This window comes from Amycolatopsis sp. NPDC058278, assembly GCF_042881395.1.
Taxonomy (GTDB): Bacteria; Actinomycetota; Actinomycetes; order Mycobacteriales; family Pseudonocardiaceae; genus Amycolatopsis.
The window spans coordinates 1-21,074 of record NZ_JBHVXZ010000150.1 but is presented as its reverse complement, the minus strand read 5'-3'; the positions used below and the strand labels follow the sequence as shown (position 1 = coordinate 21,074).

Sequence of the window (21,074 nt, the reverse complement as noted above, 5' to 3'; positions counted from 1 at the left end):
ACATCGACCCGGCCCTCGGGCCAGCCGAAGCCGCCGCCGTTCTCGCCGCCGAGCTGCGCTCGCCCGGCACTCCGCTCGTCGCCTACCGCGGTGACCAGCGGCTCGTCCCCGACTACCGCCCGGCCGAACCCGCCGACGCGCCGGCGATCCGGGCCGGCGGCAGTTACCTGATCACCGGCGGCCTCGGCGGCGTCGGGCTCACCGTGGCCGAGCACCTCGTCACGCGCGGCGCGCGCCGGCTCGTGCTCGCCGGCCGCAGCGGGGGCACCGATGCCGCCGTGGCGCGGCTCCGCGCGCTGGGCGCCGAGGTCCACACCCCTCGCCTGGACGTCGGCGACCCGGCCGCGGTGCGGGCGCTGCTCGCCGAAAGCCGGTTCGACGGCATCGTGCACGCCGCCGCGGACTCCGACCCGGCCGGGTTCCGTCCGCTGTCCGAAGTGGACGAGGCCGGGATCGCCCGGCACTTCGCCGCCAAGGTCGGCGGGGCGCGGGTGCTGGCCGCGGCGCTGGCCGAGCTGCCCGCCGCGGACCGTCCCGAGTGGACGCTGCTGTTCTCGTCCACCTCGGCGCTGCTCGGCGGGGTCACCTTCGGCAGCTACGCCGCCGCCAACGCCGCACTGCTGGCCGAAGCCCACGGCCGTCCCGGCTGGCTCGCCGCCGCCTGGGACACCTGGCCGGGCACCCTGGACCGGCTCGACGGCCGCCTCGGCGCCACCATGGCCAAGCACGCCATGACCCGGGCCCAGGCCCTGACGGCCTTCGACCGCCTCACCGCCCACCCGGGCTCCGTGGTGATCGTCGCCGCGGGCGGCCTCGACGAGCGCCTTCCCGGCGCCGCGAAGCCCACGAAGCCGACGACCGCCGACCGGTTCCCGCGGCCCGACCTGCCGCAGCCCTACACCCCGCCGATGACCGCCACCGAACGCGGCCTCGCCGAGGTCTGGTCGGCCGTGCTGGGCGTCGAGCCGGTCGGCACCCGGGACAACTTCTTCGACCTCAACGGCAACTCGCTGCTCGCCCTGCAGATGCTCGCGCTGGTCAAGGAACGCTTCGGGGTCGCCATCCCGACCGTCACGCTGTTCGAGCTGCCGACCGTGCAGGCGCTCGCCGCCACCCTCGACGAACAAGCCCCGGTCGTGGCCCCGGCCGCGCCGGTCGTCGTGGCGGATCCGGACGACGACGAGCTGGACCGGCACATCGCGATCGTCGGCATGGCCGGCCGGTTCCCCGGTGCGGGCACGGTCGACGAGTTCTGGCGCAACCTCTGCGACGGCGTCGAGTCGATCACCTTCTTCGAGCCCGACGAGCTCATCGCCGCCGGTGTCGACCCCGCGCAGGTCCGTGACCCGGCGTACGTGCCGGCACGGCCGGTGCTCGACGACGTCACCGGCTTCGACGCCGCGTTCTTCGGCCTCAGCCCGCGCATGGCGGCGCTGACCGACCCGCAGCAGCGGCTGTTCCTCGAGGTCTGCTGGGAGGCCCTGGAGCAGGCCGGGTACGCGCGGCCCGGGGAACGCGGCCGGGTGGGCGTGTTCGGCGGCTGCAACCTTTCCACGTACCTGCTCGGCATCGCCGGGCAGTTCACCTCCGACGCCGACGCGAGCATCTACGAGCTGGTGATGGGCAACGACAAGGACGCGCTCACCACCACCGTGTCCTACCTGTTCGACCTGCGCGGCCCGAGCATGGCGGTGCAGACGTTCTGCTCGACGTCGCTGGTGGCCGTGCACACCGCGATGCGCAGCCTGCGGGCGGGCGACTGCGAAATGGCGCTCGCCGGTGGTGTCTCGGTCCGCGTGCCGGACCGGATCGGGCACCTGCACTCCCCCGGCGGCCAGGAGTCGCCGGACGGGCACGTGCGCACCTTCGACGCCCAGGCGCACGGCAGCATGTTCGGCGACGGCGCCACCGTCGTCGTGCTGAAGAAGCTCGGCGCGGCCCTGCGCGACGGCGACCACATCTGGTCGGTGATCCGCGGTTCGGCGATGAACAACGACGGTGCCCTCAAGGTCGGCTACACCGCGCCGAGCGTGGGCGGCCAGTCGCGGGTGATCGCCGACGCGATGGCCGACGCCCGGGTCGCCGCCGAAGACGTCGGGTACGTCGAGGCCCACGGCACCGCGACCGAGCTGGGCGACCCGATCGAGGTCGCCGCGCTGACCCGCGCGTTCGGGGACACGGCCGAAAAGCAGTACTGCGCTCTGGGCTCGGTGAAGCCGAACGTCGGGCACCTCGACCGCGCCGCGGGCACGGCCGGGCTGATCAAGGCGTCGCTGGTGGTCCGCGAGGGCCTGATCCCGCCGACGCTGCACTACACCGCGCCGAACCCGGAGATCGACTTCGCGCACAGCCCGTTCCGGGTGGCCGCCGAGCTCGCTCCGTGGAACACCGACGGCGGCCGTCCGCGGATCGCCGGGCTCAACTCGCTGGGCATGGGAGGCACCAACGTGCACGTCGTCGTCGAACAGCCGCCCGACCGGCCCGCGCCGCCCCCGGGCGACCCGGACACCGAACGCCGCCACCAGGTGCTGCCGGTGTCGGCCCGCACCGCGGACGCGGCCGACGCGGCGGCCCGGCGCCTCGGCGAGCACCTCGCCGGGACCCCGGACGCGCGGCTCGCGGACGTCGCGTTCACCCTGCAGGAGGGGCGCAAGACGTTCGAGCACCGGCGGGTCGCCGTGGCGTCCGATGTGGACGGTGCGGTCGCGACGCTGACCGGCGCTCCGGCCGCCCGGGTCGAACCGGTGCAGGGCCGGCCGGTGGCGTTCCTCTTCGCCGGTGTCGGCGAGCAGTACCCCGGCCTGGCCGGTGAGCTGTACCGGCGCGAACCGGTGTTCCGCGCCCACCTCGACGAGTGCCTGGCGCACCTCGATGCCGACGGCGACCTCGTCACCGGCGAACGCGGCGGCGGGCCGAGCCTGGCCGCGCTGCTGGGCCGTTCCGGCGACGAAGACCCCCGCGCCGAACGGCTGCAGCGGACCGAACTGGCGCAGCCGCTGATGTTCGCCGTCGACTACGCCCTGGCCCGGACGCTCGTGGACTGGGGACTGCGGCCCGCCGCGATGCTCGGCTACAGCCTCGGCGAGTACGTCGCCGCCTGCCTGGCCGGGGTGCTCTCGCTCGAGGACGCCTTGGCGCTGGTCGCCAAGCGGGCGGAGCTGATCGCCGCGCTGCCGGGCGGGTCGATGGCCGCGGTGCCGCTGTCCGCCACCGAGCTGGAGGCGCGGTTCGGCCTTGCCGCCCGCGGGCTCGACGTCGCCGCGGTGAACGGCCCGGAGCTGATCGTCGTGGCCGGGGAGACCGCCGCCGTCGAACAGCTCGCGCAGGACCTGCGGGCCGCGGACGTCCCGTGCCGTCCGCTGCGCACCAGCCACGCCTTCCACTCGCGGATGCTGGCACCGGCCGCGGCCGGGCTGACGGCGTGGATCGCCGCGAACGTCACGCTGAACGCGCCCGAGCTGCCCTACCTGTCCAACGTGACCGGCGGGCACGCGACCGCGGAGCTGGTCACCGACCCGGCCTACTGGGCACGGCACATGGGCGAGACCGTGCGGTTCGCCGACGCGGCCGCCGAGCTCCTGGCCGACGAGCACCTGGCCGTCGTCGAAATCGGTCCCGGGCCGTCGCTCGGCGCGCTGCTGCGCGGGCTGAGCCCGGCGAGCCGCTGGCCGATGATCACCGCCACGCTGCCCGCCGCGGACGACCCGCGGCCCGCCGACGAGGTGCTCACCGACGCTCTCGCCCGGCTGTGGCTGCTCGGCGCGGACCTCGACTGGTCGGCCTACCACGGCCGCGGCACCGCGACACCGGTCTACCGCGGGTCCGCCCCGGGTCGCGTGCCGCTGCCGACCTACCCCTTCCAGCGGCAGCGCTACTGGATCGAGGCGAAACCGGCGGCGGCCGGCGGCACCCGGGTGGAGACGCCCGGCGCCAGCGGGCCCCTGGAGGAGTTCGACCGGATCCCGCTGCTGCCGGAGGAGCAGTGGATCAACCTGCCCGTGTGGCGCCAGACCTCGGCCGCGCCCGTCGCGCCGCAGTCCGCGTCCTGGCTGGTGTTCGCCCGTCCCGGCCGCGCCGAGGACGTCCTGGACGGGATCCGCCGCACCGGCGACCCGGTGACCGTGGTCCGGCCGGGCGCGGGGTACCGGCCGGGCCCGGACGCCACCGTCCGCCCCGGCGACGTCGGCGACCTGCTCAAGCTGCTGCGCGACCTCAAGCGCGGCGACACCCGGCTCGACCGCGTCGTCCACCTGTGGAACCTCGACGACGGCGACTCCCTCGCCCTCGGCCTCCACACGCTCGTCGCGCTGGCCCGCGCCGCCGGCGAGCTGGGCCTCGGCGGCTGGACGCTCGACCTCGCCGCCACCGGCACCCAGCGCGTCCTGCACGACGGCGAGCTCCGGCCCGACGCGGCCACGCTCACCGGCCCCAACCTGGTGATCCCGATGGAGTACCCGGGCGTGCAGACGCGGCTGATCGACGTCGACGCGGCCGCCGGCGCCGCCGCGGTGGTCGCCGAACTGCACCGCCCGGCTCCCGGCCGCACGGTCGCGCTGCGCGGGTCGCGGCGCTGGCTGCCCGGCTACGAGGTCCTGTCACCGCAGCCGATCGACCAGGCGAAGGACGTGCTGCGCGACCAGGGCGTCTACCTGATCACCGGCGGGCTCGGCGGGATCGGGCTGGCGATGGCCGAGCGGCTGGCCCGCGACAGCCACGCGAAACTGGTGCTGTTCGGCCGCCGCGGCCTGCCGCCGCGCGAGCGCTGGGCCGGGATCGCCGAGGGCACCGACGAGGTGCCCGGCACGATCCGCGACCGCGTCGCCCGCGTACTGGCGGTCGAGGAGCTCGGCGGCGAAGTGGTGGTCGTCGAAGGCGACGTCGCCGAGGAGGCCGACGTGCGGCGCGCGGTCGCCGTGGCCCTCGAGAAGTTCGGGGCACTGCACGGCATCCTGCACACCGCGGGCGTGCCGGGCACCGGGCTGATGCAGTTCAAGGAGCCCGGCGACGCCGACCAGGTCCTCGCGCCGAAGCTGCCCGGCTCCCGGGCGCTCAGCGCGGCCACCGCCGGGCTGGACCTCGACTTCGTCGCGCTGTTCTCCTCGATCACCTCGGTCACCGGCGGCGGACCCGGCCAGGTCGACTACTGCGCCGGCAACGCGTGGCTCGACGCCTACGCCGCCTGCCACGGCGGCCGCACGGTGTCGATCTCGTGGGGCGAGTGGACCTGGAACGCCTGGGACGAAGGGCTTTCCGGGTACGAGGAAGACATCCAGACGTACTTCCGCGAGCACCGCGCCAAGTTCGGCATCGACTTCGAGCAGGGCTGGCGCACGCTGCTGCGGGCGCTGGCCTCGGGCGAACCGCACGTCGTGGTGTCCACCCAGGACCTCCCCGCGGTGACCGCGGTGGCGGCCCGGTTCAGCGTCGACGCGGTCACCTCGGCGGCACACGGCGGCGCGTCCGCCGATCGCCACCCAAGGCCGGAGCTGGTCACGCCGTTCCAGGAGCCCGAGGGCGACGCCGAACGCGCGGTCGCCGAGGCGTGGTGCGAAGCGCTGCGGCTGGACCGCGTCGGGGCGTCCGACAACTTCTTCGAACTCGGCGGCACGTCCCTGCTCGGCATCTCGCTGCTGGCGACGCTGCGCACCGCGTTCCCGGACGCGGAGCTGCCGCCGCACATCGTCCACGAGGCCCCCACCGTCGCCGCGCTCGCGAAGATCGCCGCCGGCGGCCCGGAGGCCCCCGAACCCGCTCCCGACAGCCAGGCGCAGGGACAGCTGCGCCGCTCCGGGATCAAGGCCGCGGCCGCCCGACGGCGCCGGGCCTGAACTCCAAGTCAGTCCACAGAAAGGGAACAGTCATGGCAGTCACGGGAGTGGTGGGCGCCGGCGTCATGGGCATCGGCGTCGCCCAGGACTTCGCCGCCGCCGGCCACGAGGTCGTGCTGGTCGACACCGACGAGCGGATCCTCGACGAGGCCCGCGCCGCGATCACGCGCAACTGCCGGCTCAGCCGGCTGATGGGCGGCCCCGCGCTCGACGCGGACGAGATCCTCGCCCGGATCACCACCGCGGTCGGCCTGGCCGCGCTGGACAAGACCGAGATCCTCGTCGAGAACGTGACCGAGGACTGGGCCATCAAGGCCGCCGTGCACGCCGAGCTCGACGAGGTCTGCGGCCCGGACACGGTGATCATCGCCAACACCTCGGCCGTGCCGATCACGCGGATCGCGTCGGTCGGGAAGAACCCGGGCCGCGTCATCGGCGTGCACTTCATGAACCCGGTGCCGCAGAAGCCCGTCGTCGAGCTGATCCCCGGCTTCCACACCACGCCGGAGACGATCCTGCGCACCCGCGAGCTGCTGACCAGCATCGGCAAGCGCTGGGTCGATGTGAAGGACGCGTCGGGCTTCGTGTCCAACCGCGTGCTCATGCTGACCGTCAACGAGGCCGCCTACCTGGTGCACGAGGGCGTCGCCACGGCCGAGTCGGTCGACGAGGTGTTCCGCGGCTGCTTCGGCCACCCGATGGGTCCCTTGGAGACGGCCGACCTGATCGGCGTCGACACGATCCTCTACAGCGTCGAGGTGCTCTACGAGCACTACGCCGACTCGAAGTACCGCCCGTGCCCGCTGCTCAAGCAGATGACCGACGCCGGCCTGCACGGCCGCAAGTCCGGCCGCGGCTTCTACACCTACAGCTGATCACTTCCCCGGAAACCGAAGGAGCACCTGCCATGTCCGAGACCACCGGCGACATCCTCGCCTTCATCACCGGCCGCTTCCCGCAGGCGGCGATCACCGAGACCGAGGACATCTTCTCGCTCGGTTACATCAACTCCCTGTTCGCCATGGAGCTGGTGATGCACCTGGAGAAGACGTTCGGCGTCACCATCCCCAACGACGAGCTGCGGATCGACAACTTCCGCACCGCGGCGGCGATGACCGAGCTGGTCGGCCGCCTGCGCCCGGCCGCGACGGTGGGCTGAGCCGTGCCGGAGGTACTCACCGCGGTCCGCGCGCCCGGCCGCGAGGCCGCGCGGGCCTTCGTCGACGAGCACGTCGTGCCCTTCGCCGACGCGTGGGACAAGGCCGGGCGGATCCCCGAGGACCTGCTGGACAAGATCGCCGAAGCCGGGCTGTGGGCGCCGTTCCTGCCGCCCGCGCTCGGCGGCGCCGGCACGGACATGGTCACCCTCGGCGAACTCCACGAGGAGGTCGGCCGCGGCTGCTCGTCGGTCCGCAGCCTGCTGACCGTGCACACCATGCTCTCCTGGGTGTTGCTGCGCTTCGGCACCGAGGCGCAGCAACACCGGTGGGGCCCGGAGCTGGCGAGCGGGCGCGTCCTGGGCGCGTTCTGCCTGTCGGAGCCCGGCGCGGGCAGCGACACGGCGGCGATCACCACCACCGCCACCCCCGAGGGCGACGGCTGGCGGCTCGACGGCCTCAAGAAGTGGACCACCAACGGGCAGCGCGCGGACCTGTTCCTCGTCTTCGCGAAGGGCCCGGCCAGCACGATCGCGCTGCTCGTGCCGCGTGACGCGCCCGGCGTCACGGTCACCCCGATCGACGACATCCTCGGGACCCGCTCGTCGATGCTGGCTTCCATCGGCTTCGACGGCGTCCGGCTGGGCGCCGACGCGCTGCTCGGGCCGAGCGGCTTCGCCTCCGGCATGGTCCTCACCGGCACGCTCGACCTCGGCCGCTACAGCGTGGCGGCCGGGTCGGTGGGCATCATCCAGGCCTGCGCCGACGCGTGCGCGGGCTACACGACCCGGCGGACCGTCGGCGGGCAGCCGCTGAAGGACCTGCCGCTGATCCAGGCGAAGCTGTCGGACATGGTCACCGACGTCCGCGCGGCCCGGCTGCTGCTGGCCGAGGCCGGCCGGCTCAAGGACCGGGGCGACTCGGCCACGATCATGGCCACCTGGGTGGCGAAGTACTTCGCCTCCACCGCGGCCGCGAAGCACGCGTCGGAGGCCGTGCAGGTGCACGGCGCCAACGGCTGCAGCGGGGACTACCCCGTCGCCCGGTTCTACCGGGACTCGAAGGTCATGGAAATCATCGAGGGCAGCACCGAGATCCAGCGGATGACCATCGCCGCCGAGGCCTACCGGAAGCAGGTACCGTGACCAGTCTCATCGAGCCGGCGACCGTCAAGCCGGTCCAGGGCAAGATCAAGTGCGTGGTGTGGGACCTCGACAACACCGTCTGGGACGGGGTTCTTCTGGAGGACGGCGACGTCCGGCTGCGGCCGTGGGTGGTCGAGCACGTCAAGCGGCTCGACAGAATGGGCGTGCTGCACTCGGTCGCCAGCAAGAACGACCACGAAGCCGCGATGGCGAAGCTGCGCGAGTTCGGCCTGGACGAGTACTTCCTGTTCCCGCGCATCTCGTGGAACGCGAAGTCGGTGTCGATCGGCCGGATCGCGCAGAAGCTCAACCTGGGGCTGGATGCGTTCGCGTTCGTCGACGACCAGGAGTTCGAGCGCGCCGAGGTGGCGTTCGCGCTGCCGCAGGTGACCACTGTGGACGTTCTGGAGGCCGACGAGGTGTTGCGGCGTCCGGAGTTCGCGCCGCGGTTCGTCACCGACGAGTCGGCGCAGCGGCGCGGGATGTATCTCAGCCAGCTCGCGCGCGACGACGTCGAGGCGGACTTCGCGGGCACCGGGGAGGACTTCCTCGCGAGCCTGGACCTGCGGTTCACCATCGCGCCGGCCCGGCGGGAGGACCTGCAGCGGGCGGAGGAGCTGACCGTCCGCACCAACCAGCTCAACTCGACCGGGCGGACCTACTCCTACGACGAGCTGGACGCACTGCGTTCCTCGGACGACCACGTGCTGCTCGTCGCGTCGCTCACCGACAAGTTCGGCTCCTACGGCAAGATCGGCCTGGCGCTGCTGGAGAAGGGTTCGCCGGACTGGCGGCTCAACATGATGCTGATGTCGTGCCGGGTGATGTCGCGTGGGGTCGGGACGGTGCTGCTGGGCCACGTCATGGGCCTGGCTCGCGCGGCGGGCGCGGGGCTGCGCGCGGACTTCGTCGAGACGGGACGCAACCGGATGATGCAGATCACCTACGCGTTCAGCGGGTTCCGCGAGGTTTCGCGGGACGGCGCGCACGTGGTGCTCGCGGCGGACCTGTCCGCGATCCAGGAGCCGCCGGCGTACGTGGCGCTCGAGGTGGAGTCGTGACGACGGCCGTGGCGAGCCGCTGGCTGCCGTTCCCCGCGACGGCGGGGAACGTGCGGCTGTACTGCCTGCCGCACGCGGGTGGCTCGGCGTCGGCGTTCCGCTCGTGGATCGGGCGGCTGCCCGGGGTGACGGTGTGCCCGGTCCAGCCACCCGGCCGCGAGACGCGGCAGAAGGACACCCCGCACACGGCCATGCCTTCGCTCGTCGCGGATCTGGCGGACTTCGTCCTGTCGGACGACTCACCTTACGCGGTCTACGGCCACAGTCTGGGGGCGCTGGTCGGGTTCGAGCTGGTGCGGGAGATCGCTCGCCGTGGCGGTTCGATGCCGGTGCAGCTGGTGGTGTCGGGCTGCCCGGCGCCGCAGTGGCTGACCCCGGACGACCCGATCGTGGCGGGCATGGGCGACGCGGAGATCGTGGCGCTGCTGCGCACGCTGGGCGGAACACCGGAGGTGTTCCTGAACGACCCCCGCGTCCTGCGGCTCATCCTGCCGCCGATCCGCGCGGACCTGACGGTGAAGAACACGTACGCGTATGTCCCCGGGCCACCGCTGGAGCTCCCGGTGACGGCGCTGGCGAGCACCACCGACGTCCGCGCGAGTGTGGAATCGGTGCTGGCGTGGCGGGAGCAGACGGTCCGCCCGTTCCGCGGCCACGTCCTGGAGGGCGGGCACTTCGCGGTGCTGGAGCAGGAGGACGTGACCCTGGCCCACCTGGCCGCCGCCCTCCGCCCCTGGTCCTGAGCCGGGCCACCCCCGAACGTGGTGGGTCCGCCGCCAATACCCCTGGCGGCGGGCCCATCACCCGTTGGCCCGGCGACCGTCAGCACGCCCAGGCGTTGTCCTCCACCAGGTAGATCCGGTACCCCTCCCACAGGTCGGGGGCCGTGGCACGAGCGCGGAGCGTGCCGTCGCCGCCGATGTCGGCCGAAACGTACCGGCCGTTCGCCACGGACGTGATGTTGATGTTGGTGTTGTGGGAGTCGATGTCGTAGTACGAGTAGATGTGGAACTGCTCCCACGCGTCCGGCACGTTCGCCCGCGCGTACAGGGTTCCGTCACCGCCCACATCGGCGGAGACGTACTTGCCCTCGGTGGACCGGAGGGTGTAGTCGTAGCCGTTGCCGCGCAGGGTGAACCGCTCCCAGGTGCCCAAGCCGTTGTCGCCGTTGGTGCGGGCGCGCAACCGCCGGTCGCCGCCACCCAGTTCCGTGGCCACCCAGTAGAAGCTCGCGTTCGAGCGCAGGTACACCGTCCGGCAGTTCGGCGAGCCGGCGTACCACTGGGTGCCCGTGATCCGGACGGACGACTCCTCGGCGGCCGAGGCCGGCTGCGTGAACGACAACACGGTCAGCAGGCAGAGTGCCACCGCCGCCGCGATTCGTGATTTCGTGTTCACCATCGAATCCACTCCTGTTCTGATGGGTGCAGGGGAGAATTCGGGACGGTGTCCCGGCCACGCGCCGATCACCGGCAGCGTCACCGAAGCGGTGCATCACACGGAAGCGCCCGGCGCGAGACACGCACAGGCATTGAGTACGGACGTGCTCCCCACACGTCCGTCGTCCCCCTTGGCGTCGCCGCCCGGAACTCCGGAAAGCGACATCAGGGATACTAGGATGAGCCCCACAGGAGCGTCAAGTAAAGTTTACTGAACAAGGTGGACGATGGCCGAACCGGATCCGCGGCGCACTCTGGACCAAGCGCTGACCACCCTGATCGCCAAGAAGGCGGCTCGCGACGGCGAGCACACCGTCACCGACCAGGCCATCGGCGAGCACATTGGGAAGTCGCGCACCACGGTGTGGAAGCTGCGCACCGGCCAGGAGCGGAACCCGAAGATCGAAACCCTCGAAGCCCTCGCCCGGTTCTTCGGCGTGAAGGTGACCTACTTCCTCGACGACGACAAGGCCGCGGTCGCCGACGAGCAGCTCGAGTCACTGGCCGCCGCGCAGCGCCTGCAGGAAGCCGCCGATCGCGGCGGCGTCACGGGCATCAACGCCCGGCTCGGCAGCCTGTCCCCGGAAAGCCTGCTCGCGGTCGCCCGGCTCATCGAACAACTGGACGCTCCCGGGGCCACCGGGGCATGACCGATCCCCTCCGTTCGGCAGGGGCGAGCCTGTCCGCCGTGCGGCACGCGATCGAGGGTGTGCTGGACGAACTGACCTGGCCGGTCCCGTTCGACCTGAACGCGCTGCTGGAGCAGATCGCCGGCCGGTGCGGCAAACGCGTCGCCCTGCTCGCCACCGCGCTGCCACGCGACGGCGCGGGCGGTCTGGTCATCGAGCGCGCCCAGGACCTGGTGATCGTGGTCGACGAGACCCTGCCGCCCTTGCAGCGGGAGCACGTGATCATGCACGAAGCCGCCCACGTCCTGTTCGGGCACCGCGGCACCTCTGTCGGCGACCTGACGCACGAAGAGCTCGACGAGCTGGATCCGGAGGCGGTGCGAGGTGCGGAGCGGTTCGCCAAGCGGGCGGGCTATTCGGCGATCGAGGAGAAGGTGGCCGAGATCGCGGCGGCGCTGATGTCGGTGCGGGCCGGCGCCGTCCGGCGCCGGGGTGTCCGGCCACGCCGCTCGGACGTCGTCGCCGAGGTCAACAAGCGGTTCGAAGAAGCCCTCCTCGTCCGGCGGCCCCGCTGGTGATCTTCCTCGACAGCACCGTCGTCGCCGCGGCGGGCGCCACCGCCGCCTGGCTGCTCTTCCTTCGCGCCGTGCTGCGCAATCCGTGGAACAACGCGCTGGTCTGCGCGTGGCTGTGCGCGCTGCTCGTGGCGTTCGGCCTCTACTTCGGCTTGCTCGAATACGGCGCGGAAGCCACCCGTCCGCTTCCCCTCTGGGCCCGGATCTCGGCCACCACGCAACACGTCTGCACCGTCGTGGGGCTGTATTCCGGCTACAGCGCCTACGCCTTCCTGGTCCACGAGCACCGGGAAGCCGTCCGCCGTACCGTCCGGCAGGCCTGGGTGCTCGCGGCGACCCTCACGCTCATGGTGATCCCGGCGGTGCTCGCGGACCCCGGCGACTTCACGGCCGCGCACCTCGGGCGCTACAGCGAAAGCTCGCTCGCCGCCGGCTACCTGGTGGTGTTCACGATCTACGCCGGGTTCATCGTCGGAGCCCTGGCGAAGACGTCCTGGACGTGGTCTCGCCGGGCCGACGACCACTGGATCCGCCGCGGGCTGCTGGCCGGCACCGCAGGCTTGCTCGCCGGAGTGCTCTACTTCCTGCTCCACGCCGCGTACCTGACCCTTGCCGTCACCGGTCACCAGCCCGCGGCGAAGGAAGGCTCGCTCATCGGCTGGCTGCTCGCGGTCGCCGTGCCCCTTTCCCTGTCCGGGCTCACCGCCCCGCTCTGGGGGCCGCGGTTGTCCCAGGTCAGAGCCTGGTGGTGGGCCTACCACGCGCACCGGCGCCTCCATCCGCTGTGGGCCGAGCTCACCGGTGCCTTCCCCCAGGTCCGCCTGTCCCTGCCGGCGTCACGGCCCGGTAGCCGGCTCCGCACGCCGTCGCCGCACGCCGGCCGGACGGCACGCGCACTGGCGAGGTGGGACGAATGCTGGTCACCGCTGCACCGTCACTTCGACCTGCGGCTGCACCTGCGGGTCATGCAGATCTGGGACGCCCGTCGCGCCTTGCTCGGCCACTGCCGGGACGCCGACTACCGACGTGCGCTGAGCGAATCGACGCTGCCGGGGCCACGAAGGACGGCCCACGCCGAAGCCGTGATGCTCGCCGCCGGGCTGCGCCGGTACCGAGCCGGCCAGTCCCCCGGCGAACCCGGCGGCCAGCGCGCTGAGCCCCCCGTCCGGGAAGCCGACCTCCCGGCGGATGTGGCCTGGCTGGTGCAGGTCGCCAAGTCGCTTCCCGGCACCGAACCGCCTGACTGACGATTCGGCGTCAGTCAGCCCAGTCCGGCGATGCGAGCCGCGAGCAGCCGGACCGTGGGCAGCTCCACGACCGCCGTCGCGGGGAGGTTCCAGTGGGCGGCGATGCGGACCGCGCCGGCGGAACGGCCGCCCAGGTCGAAGAAGTTGTCGTCCGCGCCGATCTGCTCGTAGCCCAGCGTGGCCGCCCAGCGAGCCGCCACCTCCTGCTCGAGGCCCGGCTCCGGCTCCACGAACGGCGTCCCCAGCGCGGGCCGCGGCCGGACCGGCTCCGACGGCTCGGCAACCGCACCGGGCAGGACTGGCCGGACCAAGGGCACCCCCGAGAGCACCACCTCGGTCAGGTGGTCGGCCGCGGCCACCGCGGCGAGCACGTCCGGGGCCGGGTCCGAAGTGGACACCACCGTGGTCCACCGCCCGCGGCCGGCGAGCCGGGCCAGCCGGGCCTGAGCCGCCAGGGCGCGACCGGCGGGATCCGGCCGGACGAGGAGGATCCCCCGCCGTCCGCCCAGGTCCGGCACGGCGCGGTGCACCTCGGCTTCGGCGTGCCCGGTCAGCTCGTACGGCTCGTGGTGCAGCCGCCACGACTGGTCGCCGCGCACCGCCAGCGGGGTCTCCGCCTGCAGGATTGCGGCCAAGACCTGGTCGAAGGGCACGGAAACGCCGACGTCGACGTGCCGCGCGGTCAGCGCCGTGAGCGCCGCGTGCGACGGCGTGGTCAGGTCGGGCCCCAGCACGCCGACGGCGCCGGACGTCAGCGTGACCATTCCGGGCCACAGCCCGGCCGCCGCCTCGACGTCCCCGGGTGAGCCACCGAGGGCGAACCCGTGCACGACCGTCCGCGGGACGACCACGAGCGACCGCAGCAGCGACGGCAGGTCGCCCGGGCCGACGACGAAGTCGCCGGTGTCCAGGCACTCGAACCCGGATCCCGGCCGCACCGTGATCACTTCGGACCCGGCCAGGGTGATGCGTTCGGCGAGGGCCTCACCGACCGGATCGGCGGCGAACAGCAGCCACGGCCCCGCGGCGCGGATCCGGCTCTCGAGACCGGCCAGAGGCTGCGGGTCGGGCCGCCACGACGGCACGTGAGCCGCCGGGCGCGGATCGGCGACCGGGTCGACCCAGCACCGCTTGCGCTGGAACGGGTACGGCGGCAGCTCGACCCGCCGGGCAGCGCCGCGGTGCAGAGCCGGCCAGTCCGGCGTGCAGCCCGCGATCCACAGCCGGGCCAAGCTCTCGAGCACCCACTCCTGCGCCGACCCGCTCTCGACGACGAGAGTGTCGGTGGCGTTCTCGTCCAGCCGGATGCCCAGCCGGGTCAGCCCGGCGGTCAACGCCGACAGGGCGCCGTCGCGCGTGGGAGCGGGCGCGGGGACGTCGTCCCCGGCGAGCAGGCGGTGCGCGGCCGCGGCCGTCGACGTCCACTCCGAACCGCTGCCCGCCACCAGGCGGAACCGCGGATCCCGGCGGCGGGTTTCGCCGTCGATCCAGCGGCCCGGATCGGCCAGAGCCGCCAACGCGTCCGGAAGGTCCCGGGCCACCACCGCCCGGCGAAGCGCGAAGTGGCCGCGCGAGACCTGGAGGGTGAAGGCGACGTCGCCGAGATCCGAGTCCGGGTGCGAAGCCAGGTGGGCGCGCAGCCGCGAAGTCACCTCGTCGAGCGTGGCCGCGTCACCGGCGGAAAACGTCAGCAGGCAGGGACCGCTCGAAGGCCGGGGTTCCCGCAACGGCGGCTGTTCCAGCACGACGTGCGCGTTCGTCCCGCCGACGCCGAACGAGCTGACCCCCGCGCGGCGGGGCGTGCCGTCCGCGGGCCAGGGAAGGTCGGCGGGCAGCACGGTGAACCGGTCACCGAGAGCGGGATTGGGGGTGCGGAACCCGGCGGTGCCCGGCAGGACGCCGTCGCGCAGGTTCAGCGCCGCCCGGATCAGCGACGTGACGCCGGACGCGCGGTCGAGGTGCCCGATGCTCGGCTTGACCGAGCTCAGCACGCACGGTGCCGCGCGGCCGGGCCCGAACACCCGGTTCAGCGCGGCCAGCTCGATCGAGTCGCCCAGCGGCGTGCCGACGGCGTGGCACTCGACGTAACCGACCGTCTCGGGCTTCACCCCGGCCACGGCCAGCGCGGTGTCGACCACCGCGGCCTGCCCGGCGACCCCGGGCGCGGGATACCCGGCGCGGTCCCGGCCGTCGTTGTTGACCGCGGAGCCGAGGATCACCGCGTGCACGACGTCACCGTCGGCGAGGGCGTCCTCCAGGCGTTTCAGCGCGACGACGGCGGCGCCGGACCCCATCACCGTGCCGTTCGCGGCCGCGTCGAGGGCACGGACCCGGCCGTCGGGCGACAGGATGCCGCCTTCCTCGGAGACGTGGCCGCCGGTCTGCGGCAGCGGCAGCGCCGCACCCCCGGCCAAGGCCAGGTCGCACTCGTAGGTCAGCAGGCTCTGGCACGCCAGGTGCACCGCGACCAGCGAGGTCGAACAGTAGGTCTGCACGGTGATCGCCGGGCCGCGCAGGCCCAGCTTGTACGAAACGAGCGAGGTGAGCGAGTCCCGCTCCACGCCCGCGGAAAGCAGGGGTTTGCCGCCCGGTTCCGCGGCGAGATCGGGGAGGTGGCGGGTCAGGTAGTCGGGGAACGCGCAGCCGGCGAACAGCCCGACGGGCACGCCGGGATCGGTCGGCCGGTAGCCGGCCCGCTCCAGCGCCTCCCACGAGCATTCGAGCAGCAGCCGGTGGTGGGGTTCCAGGGTTTCCGCCTCGCGCGGGCCGAGCCCGAAGGCGGCGGCGTCGAACGTCTCGACGCCGCCGGCCACTGGGCCGCCGACGCGGACGTGGCCCGGGGTGGCCGGGTCCACGCCCGCGGCGGCGAGCTCTTCGTCGGTCAGGTCCCGCAGGCCGGGGATCCCGGCCGCGAGGTTGCGGCGCAGCTGCTCGACGTCGGCGGCGCCGGGGAACCGCCCCGCCATCCCGACGAGCGCCACGGCCGATTCGTGTGCCGGTTCCGTCATGGCAGGTCCTTCCGGTGTGTCAGAGCAGGTGGCTGCGGCCCCAGCCGTGGGCCAGCCGGTAGGTGGCGAACGCCCCGGTGGCGAGCCCGATGCCGAGCACGATCAGCGCCGGGCGCAGCATCGCCTCGGCGTCGCCCGCCATGGCCGAGCGGATGAGCGACAGCCCCCAGTAGCCCGGGGAGAACGGCGCGATCGCCTGCGCCCACGACGGCATCAGCGACACCGGCAGCAGCGAGCCGCCGAGCGAGCTGATGGTGATCGCGCCGAGGTCGACGGCGACGATCAGGTCACCGCGGCTGCGGACCACAGTGGACAGTGCGGCGCCCATGGCCAGGAGCATGAAGCCCCACAGGCACATCGCCCCGAACACCAGGCCGGGCGAGACCGGGAACGGCATCCCGACGACGAGCCAGCCGTAGATGATGAGCACGCCCTGCTGGATCAGCAGCACCACGAACACCGGGACGGCCTTGCCGATCAGCAGTTCCGCGCGGGCGGCGCGGCTGGCGCGCAGCCGGTCCCAGGTGCGCCACTCGCGTTCGACGAAGATCGCGTTGCCCACGATCGCCATGGCGAACACGGAGAACATCACCAGCTGCCCGGTCACGGCCTCGACCGCGCCGGTGCCGAGTGCCTTCACGTACAGCGGCTGGAACAGCACCATGAAGATCATCGGCGTGATCAGGTAGCTGATCAGCTGCGACGGGTCGCGCAGGCGCAGGGTCGCGTTGTAGCGGACCAGGGCGCCGGCCCGGTAGAGGGAGTCAGTGCGCGTCGACATCGGTCACCGCCAGGGAGTGGTAGAGGTCGTCCAGGCTGGGATTGCGCAGTTCGACGGACTCGACCGGCCGCGTCACCGTGGGCAGCAGCTCCAGCAGCGTGCCGGTCGGGTCGGTGGTCGAGACGGTCAGCTGGTCGTCGGCGGTGCGCACGCGGACCTCGCCGGGCAGGCCCGAGAGCAGCTCGTCCGCGCTGCCGCGGGCGATCACGCGGCCTTCGGCGGCCACCGCGATCGTGGCCTGCAGGTCGGTCAGTTCGGTCAGGTAATGGGTGGTGTAGACCACTGCGGCTCCCTCGCCTGCTCGTTGCTTGACCACGTCGAGCAGCGCCTGACGGGTCTCGGGGTCGGCACCGGCGGTCGGCTCGTCGAGCAGCAGCAGCGCCGGCCGGTGCACCAGCGCCGTCGCGGCCTGCGCCCGCCGCTGCTGGCCGCCCGAGAGCAGGCCGCAGGTGCGGTTCAGGAAGCTCTCCAGCCGCAGCACGGCCGTGAGGTCGTCGATCGCCGAGCGCAGCGCGGCCCGGCGCAGGCCGGCCAGGCGGCCGTACAGCTCCAGGTGCTCGCGCACGGTCAGCGGGCGGTAGAGGGCGATGTGCTGCGGGGAGATGCCGATGCGGTCGCGGGCGCGCGTCGGCGATTCGCCGTCGACGAGCACCGTGCCGCTGTCCGGCCGCAGCAGCCCGGACACCATTTCGACGAAGGTGGTCTTGCCGGCGCCGTTGTGGCCGACCAGCCCGACGATCTCGCCCGCGGCCACCTCGAGGCTGAAGCCGTCGAGGGCCTGCACTTCGTCGTAGCGTTTCCGGAGGTCTATTGCTTGCAACATGGGGATCGCTCCTTGCGGTTCACGGCTTCTGGACTGTCGCACGGGGACCACGGGAAACGAGCACTCCCGCGGTGGCAGGAAACTGCCGTCATTCGGAGCCGGCGGGCACCGCGCTCACCGCCTCCCGCAGCGCGACGCGGTCGAACTTGCCGTTGACCGACCGCGGCAGCTTCGGCAGCATTTCGATCCGCCGCGGCAGCATGTACGCGGGCAGTTCCTTCGCCAGCGCCCGGGAAAGCGCCTCGGCGTCGCCCTCGGGAGCGACTGCCAGCACGATCCGGTGGCCCAGCACGGGGTCCGGGACGCCGAACGCGGCCGCCTCCCCCACCAGGCCCGTGGCATACGCGGCCTCTTCGACCTCGGCGGGGCTGACGCGGTAGCCCGACGTCTTGATCATCTCGTCGGTCCGGCCGACGAAGTAGAGGAACCCGTCCTCGTCGCGGTAGACGGTGTCGCCCGACCACACGGCGATTTCCGGCCGCACCAGGCCTTCCGGGCCGGGCACCGGGCGGAAGCGCTCCGCCGTGCGTTCCGGGTCGTTCCAGTAGCCGAGCGCCACGAGGGCGCCGCGGTGGACCAGCTCGCCGTGCTCGCCGGGCAGGCACGGCGAGCCGTCGGGGCGCAGCACGAGGACTTCGGCGTTCGGGATCGCCTTCCCGATCGAGCCGGGACGGCGGTCCGCCTCGGCCGGGTCGAGGTAGGTGGAGCGGAACGCTTCGGTGAGGCCGTACATCAGGAACGGTTGCGCCGCCGGGAAGAGCTCGCGCAGCCGGGTCAGCGTGGCGCGGGGCATGCGGCCGCCGGTGTTGGCGAAGTAGCGCAGCCGTGCGGTCGCCTCGGCGGGCCACTCCTGCGTCACCAGCTGCAGCCACAACGGCGGCACGCAGGTGAGCGCGGTGACGCCGTGACGGGCGCACAGCCGGACGATTTCCCGGGGCAGCAGGTAGTTCACGAGCACGACGTGCGCACCGGCGGCGAACGCGGTGGTGAGCTGGCTGAAACCGGCGTCGAAACTCAACGGCAGCGCGGCGAGCACGACGTCGTCGCGCGTGTGGCCGAGGTATTCCGCCACGCTCGCGGCGCCGGCGAGCAGGTTGCGGTGGGACAGCACCACCCCCTTGGGGCCGCCGGTGCTGCCGGAGGTGTACATGATGGCGGCCGGGTCCTGGTCGATCACCGCGCCGGGCACCGCTGTCGGCTCGGCCGCGGTCAAGGCGTCCCACGTGGGCTCGCCGAACACGACGACCGGGGTCGCCGCGGGCACCGCTTCACGGACCGTCGCCAGCCGTTCGGCCGTCGTGAGCACCACGGCCGGCGTGCAGTCGGCGGCCACGTGGGCGATGTGCCGTGCCTTGAACAGCGGGTTCAGCGGCACCAGGACCGCACCCGCGGCCGCGGCGGCGAACAGCGCGACGACGGTCTCGAGGCGCTTCTCCGCGTACACGGCCACCCGGTCCCCGCGGCGAACGCCGAGCCGGTGCAGGCCGTGGGCGACGCGCGTGACCTGGCCGGCGAGCTCGGCGTAGGTCAGCGTCCGGTCCTTGTAGGTCAGGGCCGGATCGCCGGCCGCGCCGCGGGCGAGGAGCCGGTCGAGCCGCACCGGGGCGGCGGCCTCAGACATCGGCGGGCTCCGGCGCGACGAACTCCGCGACGGCGGCCCACAGGCTGCCCGCGGTGGCGAAGGTGTCCTCGGTGAGCAGCTCGTCGGGCAGCTCGAAGCCGAAGGTCTCCTCCAGGTCGGTGACGAGCTGCACGACGCCCATCGAGTCGAGCCCGAGCGCGGCGAGGTCGTCGTCCTCGGCGACCCGGTCCCCGAGCGCGTAGGGCAGGTGCGCGATCAGGATCTCGAGGAACCCTGGCGGGATGGGGGATTCAGGCATTTCGTCACCCTGTTTCGCTTCGGCGGTCAACCGTTGTCCTCCCGAGGACACCACCGCCCGGACTCACCGGGCCATCACCGCGCTCTCATCCCGCCACTGCCGGTCGAGAGCGGCGTGAGAGCGCCCCGAGAAGACCGGCTGCGACGGTGGACGAAGTAGCCGACCCCGCCTTGGAGGCACGATGTCGACGGTCACTCTCCCGCCGCCCGGGGCGTTCTCCATGCCCGAACCCGACCCGGAAGCCGAGCTGTACCGCTACGCGGCGCGCTGCGGCCGGATCACGTCCGTGGACACCGCCGCGGCCCACCTCGGCCTGCCGGCCGACACGGTGCAGGCGGCCGCGGCCCGGCTGGTGGAGCTGCACCTGCTGCGGACGGCCGCCGACGGCGGCCTCGTCCCCCGCGAACCCGAAGCGGCCGCGGAGCTGGTCGTGACGCCGCTGGAACGCGCGATGTACGAGCGACGCGAGCTGGCCGACCGGCTGCGCGAGCGCATCGACGGCATCACCCGCGCCCCGGCCGGCGTCACGGGCGCAGCGCTCGACCGATTGGAGGGGATCGCCGAGATCCGCGGCCTGGTCAAGCTGGCGGCCGAGGTCTGCCGCGACGAGCTGGTGGTCCTGCACCCGGGCGAGGCGGCCGACGACCTGGTCGACGAGCTGCTGGACGCGTGCTACTCGGTGCTGGGCGACGGCGTCGGCGTCCGGTTGGTGTGCCCCCACCGCAGCCGAGCGGGATACGCGGCCCGCGCCCGGTTGACACAGCTCGCCGGCCGCGGAGCCCGCATCCGCACGCTGAGCCGGGTCCCCCAGGCGGCGGTGGTCTTCGACCGGTCGCTGGCGGTGACCCTGGACGTCGCCGACCTCTCGGCCCGCCGCGTCCGCGACCAGGGCATGGTGCGTTTCCTCCTGGGCCTGTTCGACCAGCTGTGGGACGGCGCAACCCCGTACGCGGCCGAGGACCAGGGCTACAGCGGCGAAATCGCCCATGATTTGCAGCAGACGATCGCACGCCTGATGGCCCAGGGCCTGACGGACGAGGTCGTGGCGCGGCGGCTGGGGATGTCGGTGCGGACCTGCCGGCGGCACATCGCCGCGATGCTCCAGAACCTTGACGCGGTGTCGCGCTTCCAGGCCGGAGTGCAGGCGGCATCGCGGTTCACCCTCGCCTGACACGCCGGCGCCGTATGCGCCCCAAGGTGACCTTCGGTCGTTCAACGCGCCGAAGGCCACCTTGGGGCGCTTGGGCTTGGCCGGGTCGCGCCTGGCTTGGCCGGGCCGGGCCGTGTCAGGCCGCGCCGCGCCCATCCGGGTCGCGCCACGCCAGGCCGCGCCAGGCTTGGCCGCGCCAGGCCAGGCCGGGTCGCGCCGGGCCACTGGTGTCGGGCGGGTGAGCCTGGCCGACAACGCACCTCACTCACGAGGAGGGGCCTTCCGCGCCACCGGCGGCGCGGGCCGCCGCCACGGCGGCCGTCACATCGGGGACGCGGAAGTGGACGTACC

The 21,074-nt window shown here is 73.2% G+C and carries 16 protein-coding genes; 10 read left to right on the top strand and 6 right to left on the bottom strand.

The window, feature by feature from the left end:
* The 6 genes from ACFVYA_RS43750 to ACFVYA_RS43725 form a co-directional block, all read left to right on the top strand.
* Positions 1–5,828: SDR family NAD(P)-dependent oxidoreductase (locus ACFVYA_RS43750; protein WP_387053712.1), on the top strand; the 5,828-nt coding region annotated here is incomplete at its 5' end.
* A 32-nt stretch (positions 5,829–5,860) separates the two neighbouring features.
* Positions 5,861–6,703 carry a 3-hydroxyacyl-CoA dehydrogenase family protein gene (locus ACFVYA_RS43745; RefSeq protein ID WP_285991042.1) on the top strand — a complete coding sequence of 281 codons (843 nt, stop codon included), beginning with the start codon at positions 5,861–5,863 and terminating at the stop codon, positions 6,701–6,703.
* 32 nt (positions 6,704–6,735) lie between these two features.
* Positions 6,736–6,987 (top strand): acyl carrier protein, encoded by a 252-nt coding sequence (locus ACFVYA_RS43740; RefSeq protein ID WP_043787964.1) that lies wholly within the window; start codon positions 6,736–6,738, stop codon positions 6,985–6,987.
* A gap of 3 nt (positions 6,988–6,990) precedes the next feature.
* Entirely contained in the window at positions 6,991–8,130 is a 1,140-nt protein-coding gene (locus tag ACFVYA_RS43735) for an acyl-CoA dehydrogenase family protein (protein ID WP_387053709.1), read from the top strand.
* Positions 8,127–9,191, top strand: coding sequence for an HAD-IIIC family phosphatase (locus ACFVYA_RS43730; protein WP_387053707.1), 1,065 nt, complete (start codon positions 8,127–8,129; stop codon positions 9,189–9,191). Before ACFVYA_RS43735 ends, ACFVYA_RS43730 begins: the two co-directional genes overlap by 4 nt.
* Positions 9,188–9,934, top strand: a complete 747-nt coding sequence (locus ACFVYA_RS43725; RefSeq protein WP_285991039.1) for a thioesterase II family protein — start codon at positions 9,188–9,190, stop codon at positions 9,932–9,934. Before ACFVYA_RS43730 ends, ACFVYA_RS43725 begins: the two co-directional genes overlap by 4 nt.
* A 79-nt stretch (positions 9,935–10,013) precedes the next feature.
* Here the strand turns inward: ACFVYA_RS43725 and ACFVYA_RS43720 are convergent, their stop codons facing one another.
* Positions 10,014–10,592: a hypothetical protein gene (locus ACFVYA_RS43720; RefSeq protein ID WP_285991038.1), complete on the bottom strand. Its 579-nt coding sequence runs from the start codon at positions 10,590–10,592 to the stop codon at positions 10,014–10,016.
* A gap of 265 nt (positions 10,593–10,857) precedes the next feature.
* Between ACFVYA_RS43720 and ACFVYA_RS43715 the strand changes: the two genes are divergently transcribed.
* Genes ACFVYA_RS43715 through ACFVYA_RS43705 form a run of 3 tightly spaced genes read left to right on the top strand, consistent with a single transcriptional unit; the run spans position 10,858 to position 13,081 of the window.
* The gene (locus ACFVYA_RS43715; RefSeq protein WP_285991037.1) at positions 10,858–11,280 is read left to right on the top strand and encodes a helix-turn-helix domain-containing protein; all 423 of its coding nucleotides are present in this window, start codon (positions 10,858–10,860) and stop codon (positions 11,278–11,280) included.
* Positions 11,277–11,837, top strand: coding sequence for an ImmA/IrrE family metallo-endopeptidase (locus ACFVYA_RS43710; RefSeq protein ID WP_387053704.1), 561 nt, complete (start codon positions 11,277–11,279; stop codon positions 11,835–11,837). Before ACFVYA_RS43715 ends, ACFVYA_RS43710 begins: the two co-directional genes overlap by 4 nt.
* Positions 11,834–13,081, top strand: a complete 1,248-nt coding sequence (locus ACFVYA_RS43705) for an MAB_1171c family putative transporter (protein ID WP_387053702.1) — start codon at positions 11,834–11,836, stop codon at positions 13,079–13,081. Before ACFVYA_RS43710 ends, ACFVYA_RS43705 begins: the two co-directional genes overlap by 4 nt.
* A 14-nt stretch (positions 13,082–13,095) precedes the next feature.
* Here ACFVYA_RS43705 and ACFVYA_RS43700 read toward each other — a convergent pair whose 3' ends face one another.
* The 5 genes from ACFVYA_RS43700 to ACFVYA_RS43680 all read right to left on the bottom strand — a co-directional run bounded on the left by ACFVYA_RS43700 (position 13,096) and on the right by ACFVYA_RS43680 (position 19,573).
* Positions 13,096–16,089 carry a beta-ketoacyl synthase N-terminal-like domain-containing protein gene (locus ACFVYA_RS43700; protein WP_387053700.1) on the bottom strand — a complete coding sequence of 998 codons (2,994 nt, stop codon included), beginning with the start codon at positions 16,087–16,089 and terminating at the stop codon, positions 13,096–13,098.
* A gap of 19 nt (positions 16,090–16,108) precedes the next feature.
* Positions 16,109–16,870: an ABC transporter permease gene (locus ACFVYA_RS43695; RefSeq protein WP_387053698.1), complete on the bottom strand. Its 762-nt coding sequence runs from the start codon at positions 16,868–16,870 to the stop codon at positions 16,109–16,111.
* Entirely contained in the window at positions 16,854–17,693 is an 840-nt protein-coding gene (locus tag ACFVYA_RS43690; RefSeq protein WP_387053696.1) for an ABC transporter ATP-binding protein, read from the bottom strand. Before ACFVYA_RS43690 ends, ACFVYA_RS43695 begins: the two co-directional genes overlap by 17 nt.
* Positions 17,694–17,781: 88 nt before the next feature.
* Positions 17,782–19,314 (bottom strand): acyl-CoA ligase (AMP-forming), exosortase A system-associated, encoded by a 1,533-nt coding sequence (locus ACFVYA_RS43685; protein ID WP_387053694.1) that lies wholly within the window; start codon positions 19,312–19,314, stop codon positions 17,782–17,784.
* Positions 19,307–19,573 (bottom strand): phosphopantetheine-binding protein, encoded by a 267-nt coding sequence (locus ACFVYA_RS43680; protein ID WP_387053692.1) that lies wholly within the window; start codon positions 19,571–19,573, stop codon positions 19,307–19,309. Before ACFVYA_RS43680 ends, ACFVYA_RS43685 begins: the two co-directional genes overlap by 8 nt.
* 181 nt (positions 19,574–19,754) lie before the next feature.
* Here ACFVYA_RS43680 and ACFVYA_RS43675 point away from each other — a divergent pair, with 181 nt between their 5' ends.
* Positions 19,755–20,744 carry a LuxR C-terminal-related transcriptional regulator gene (locus ACFVYA_RS43675; RefSeq protein ID WP_387053690.1) on the top strand — a complete coding sequence of 330 codons (990 nt, stop codon included), beginning with the start codon at positions 19,755–19,757 and terminating at the stop codon, positions 20,742–20,744.
* The last annotated feature ends 330 nt before the right edge of the window (positions 20,745–21,074 follow it).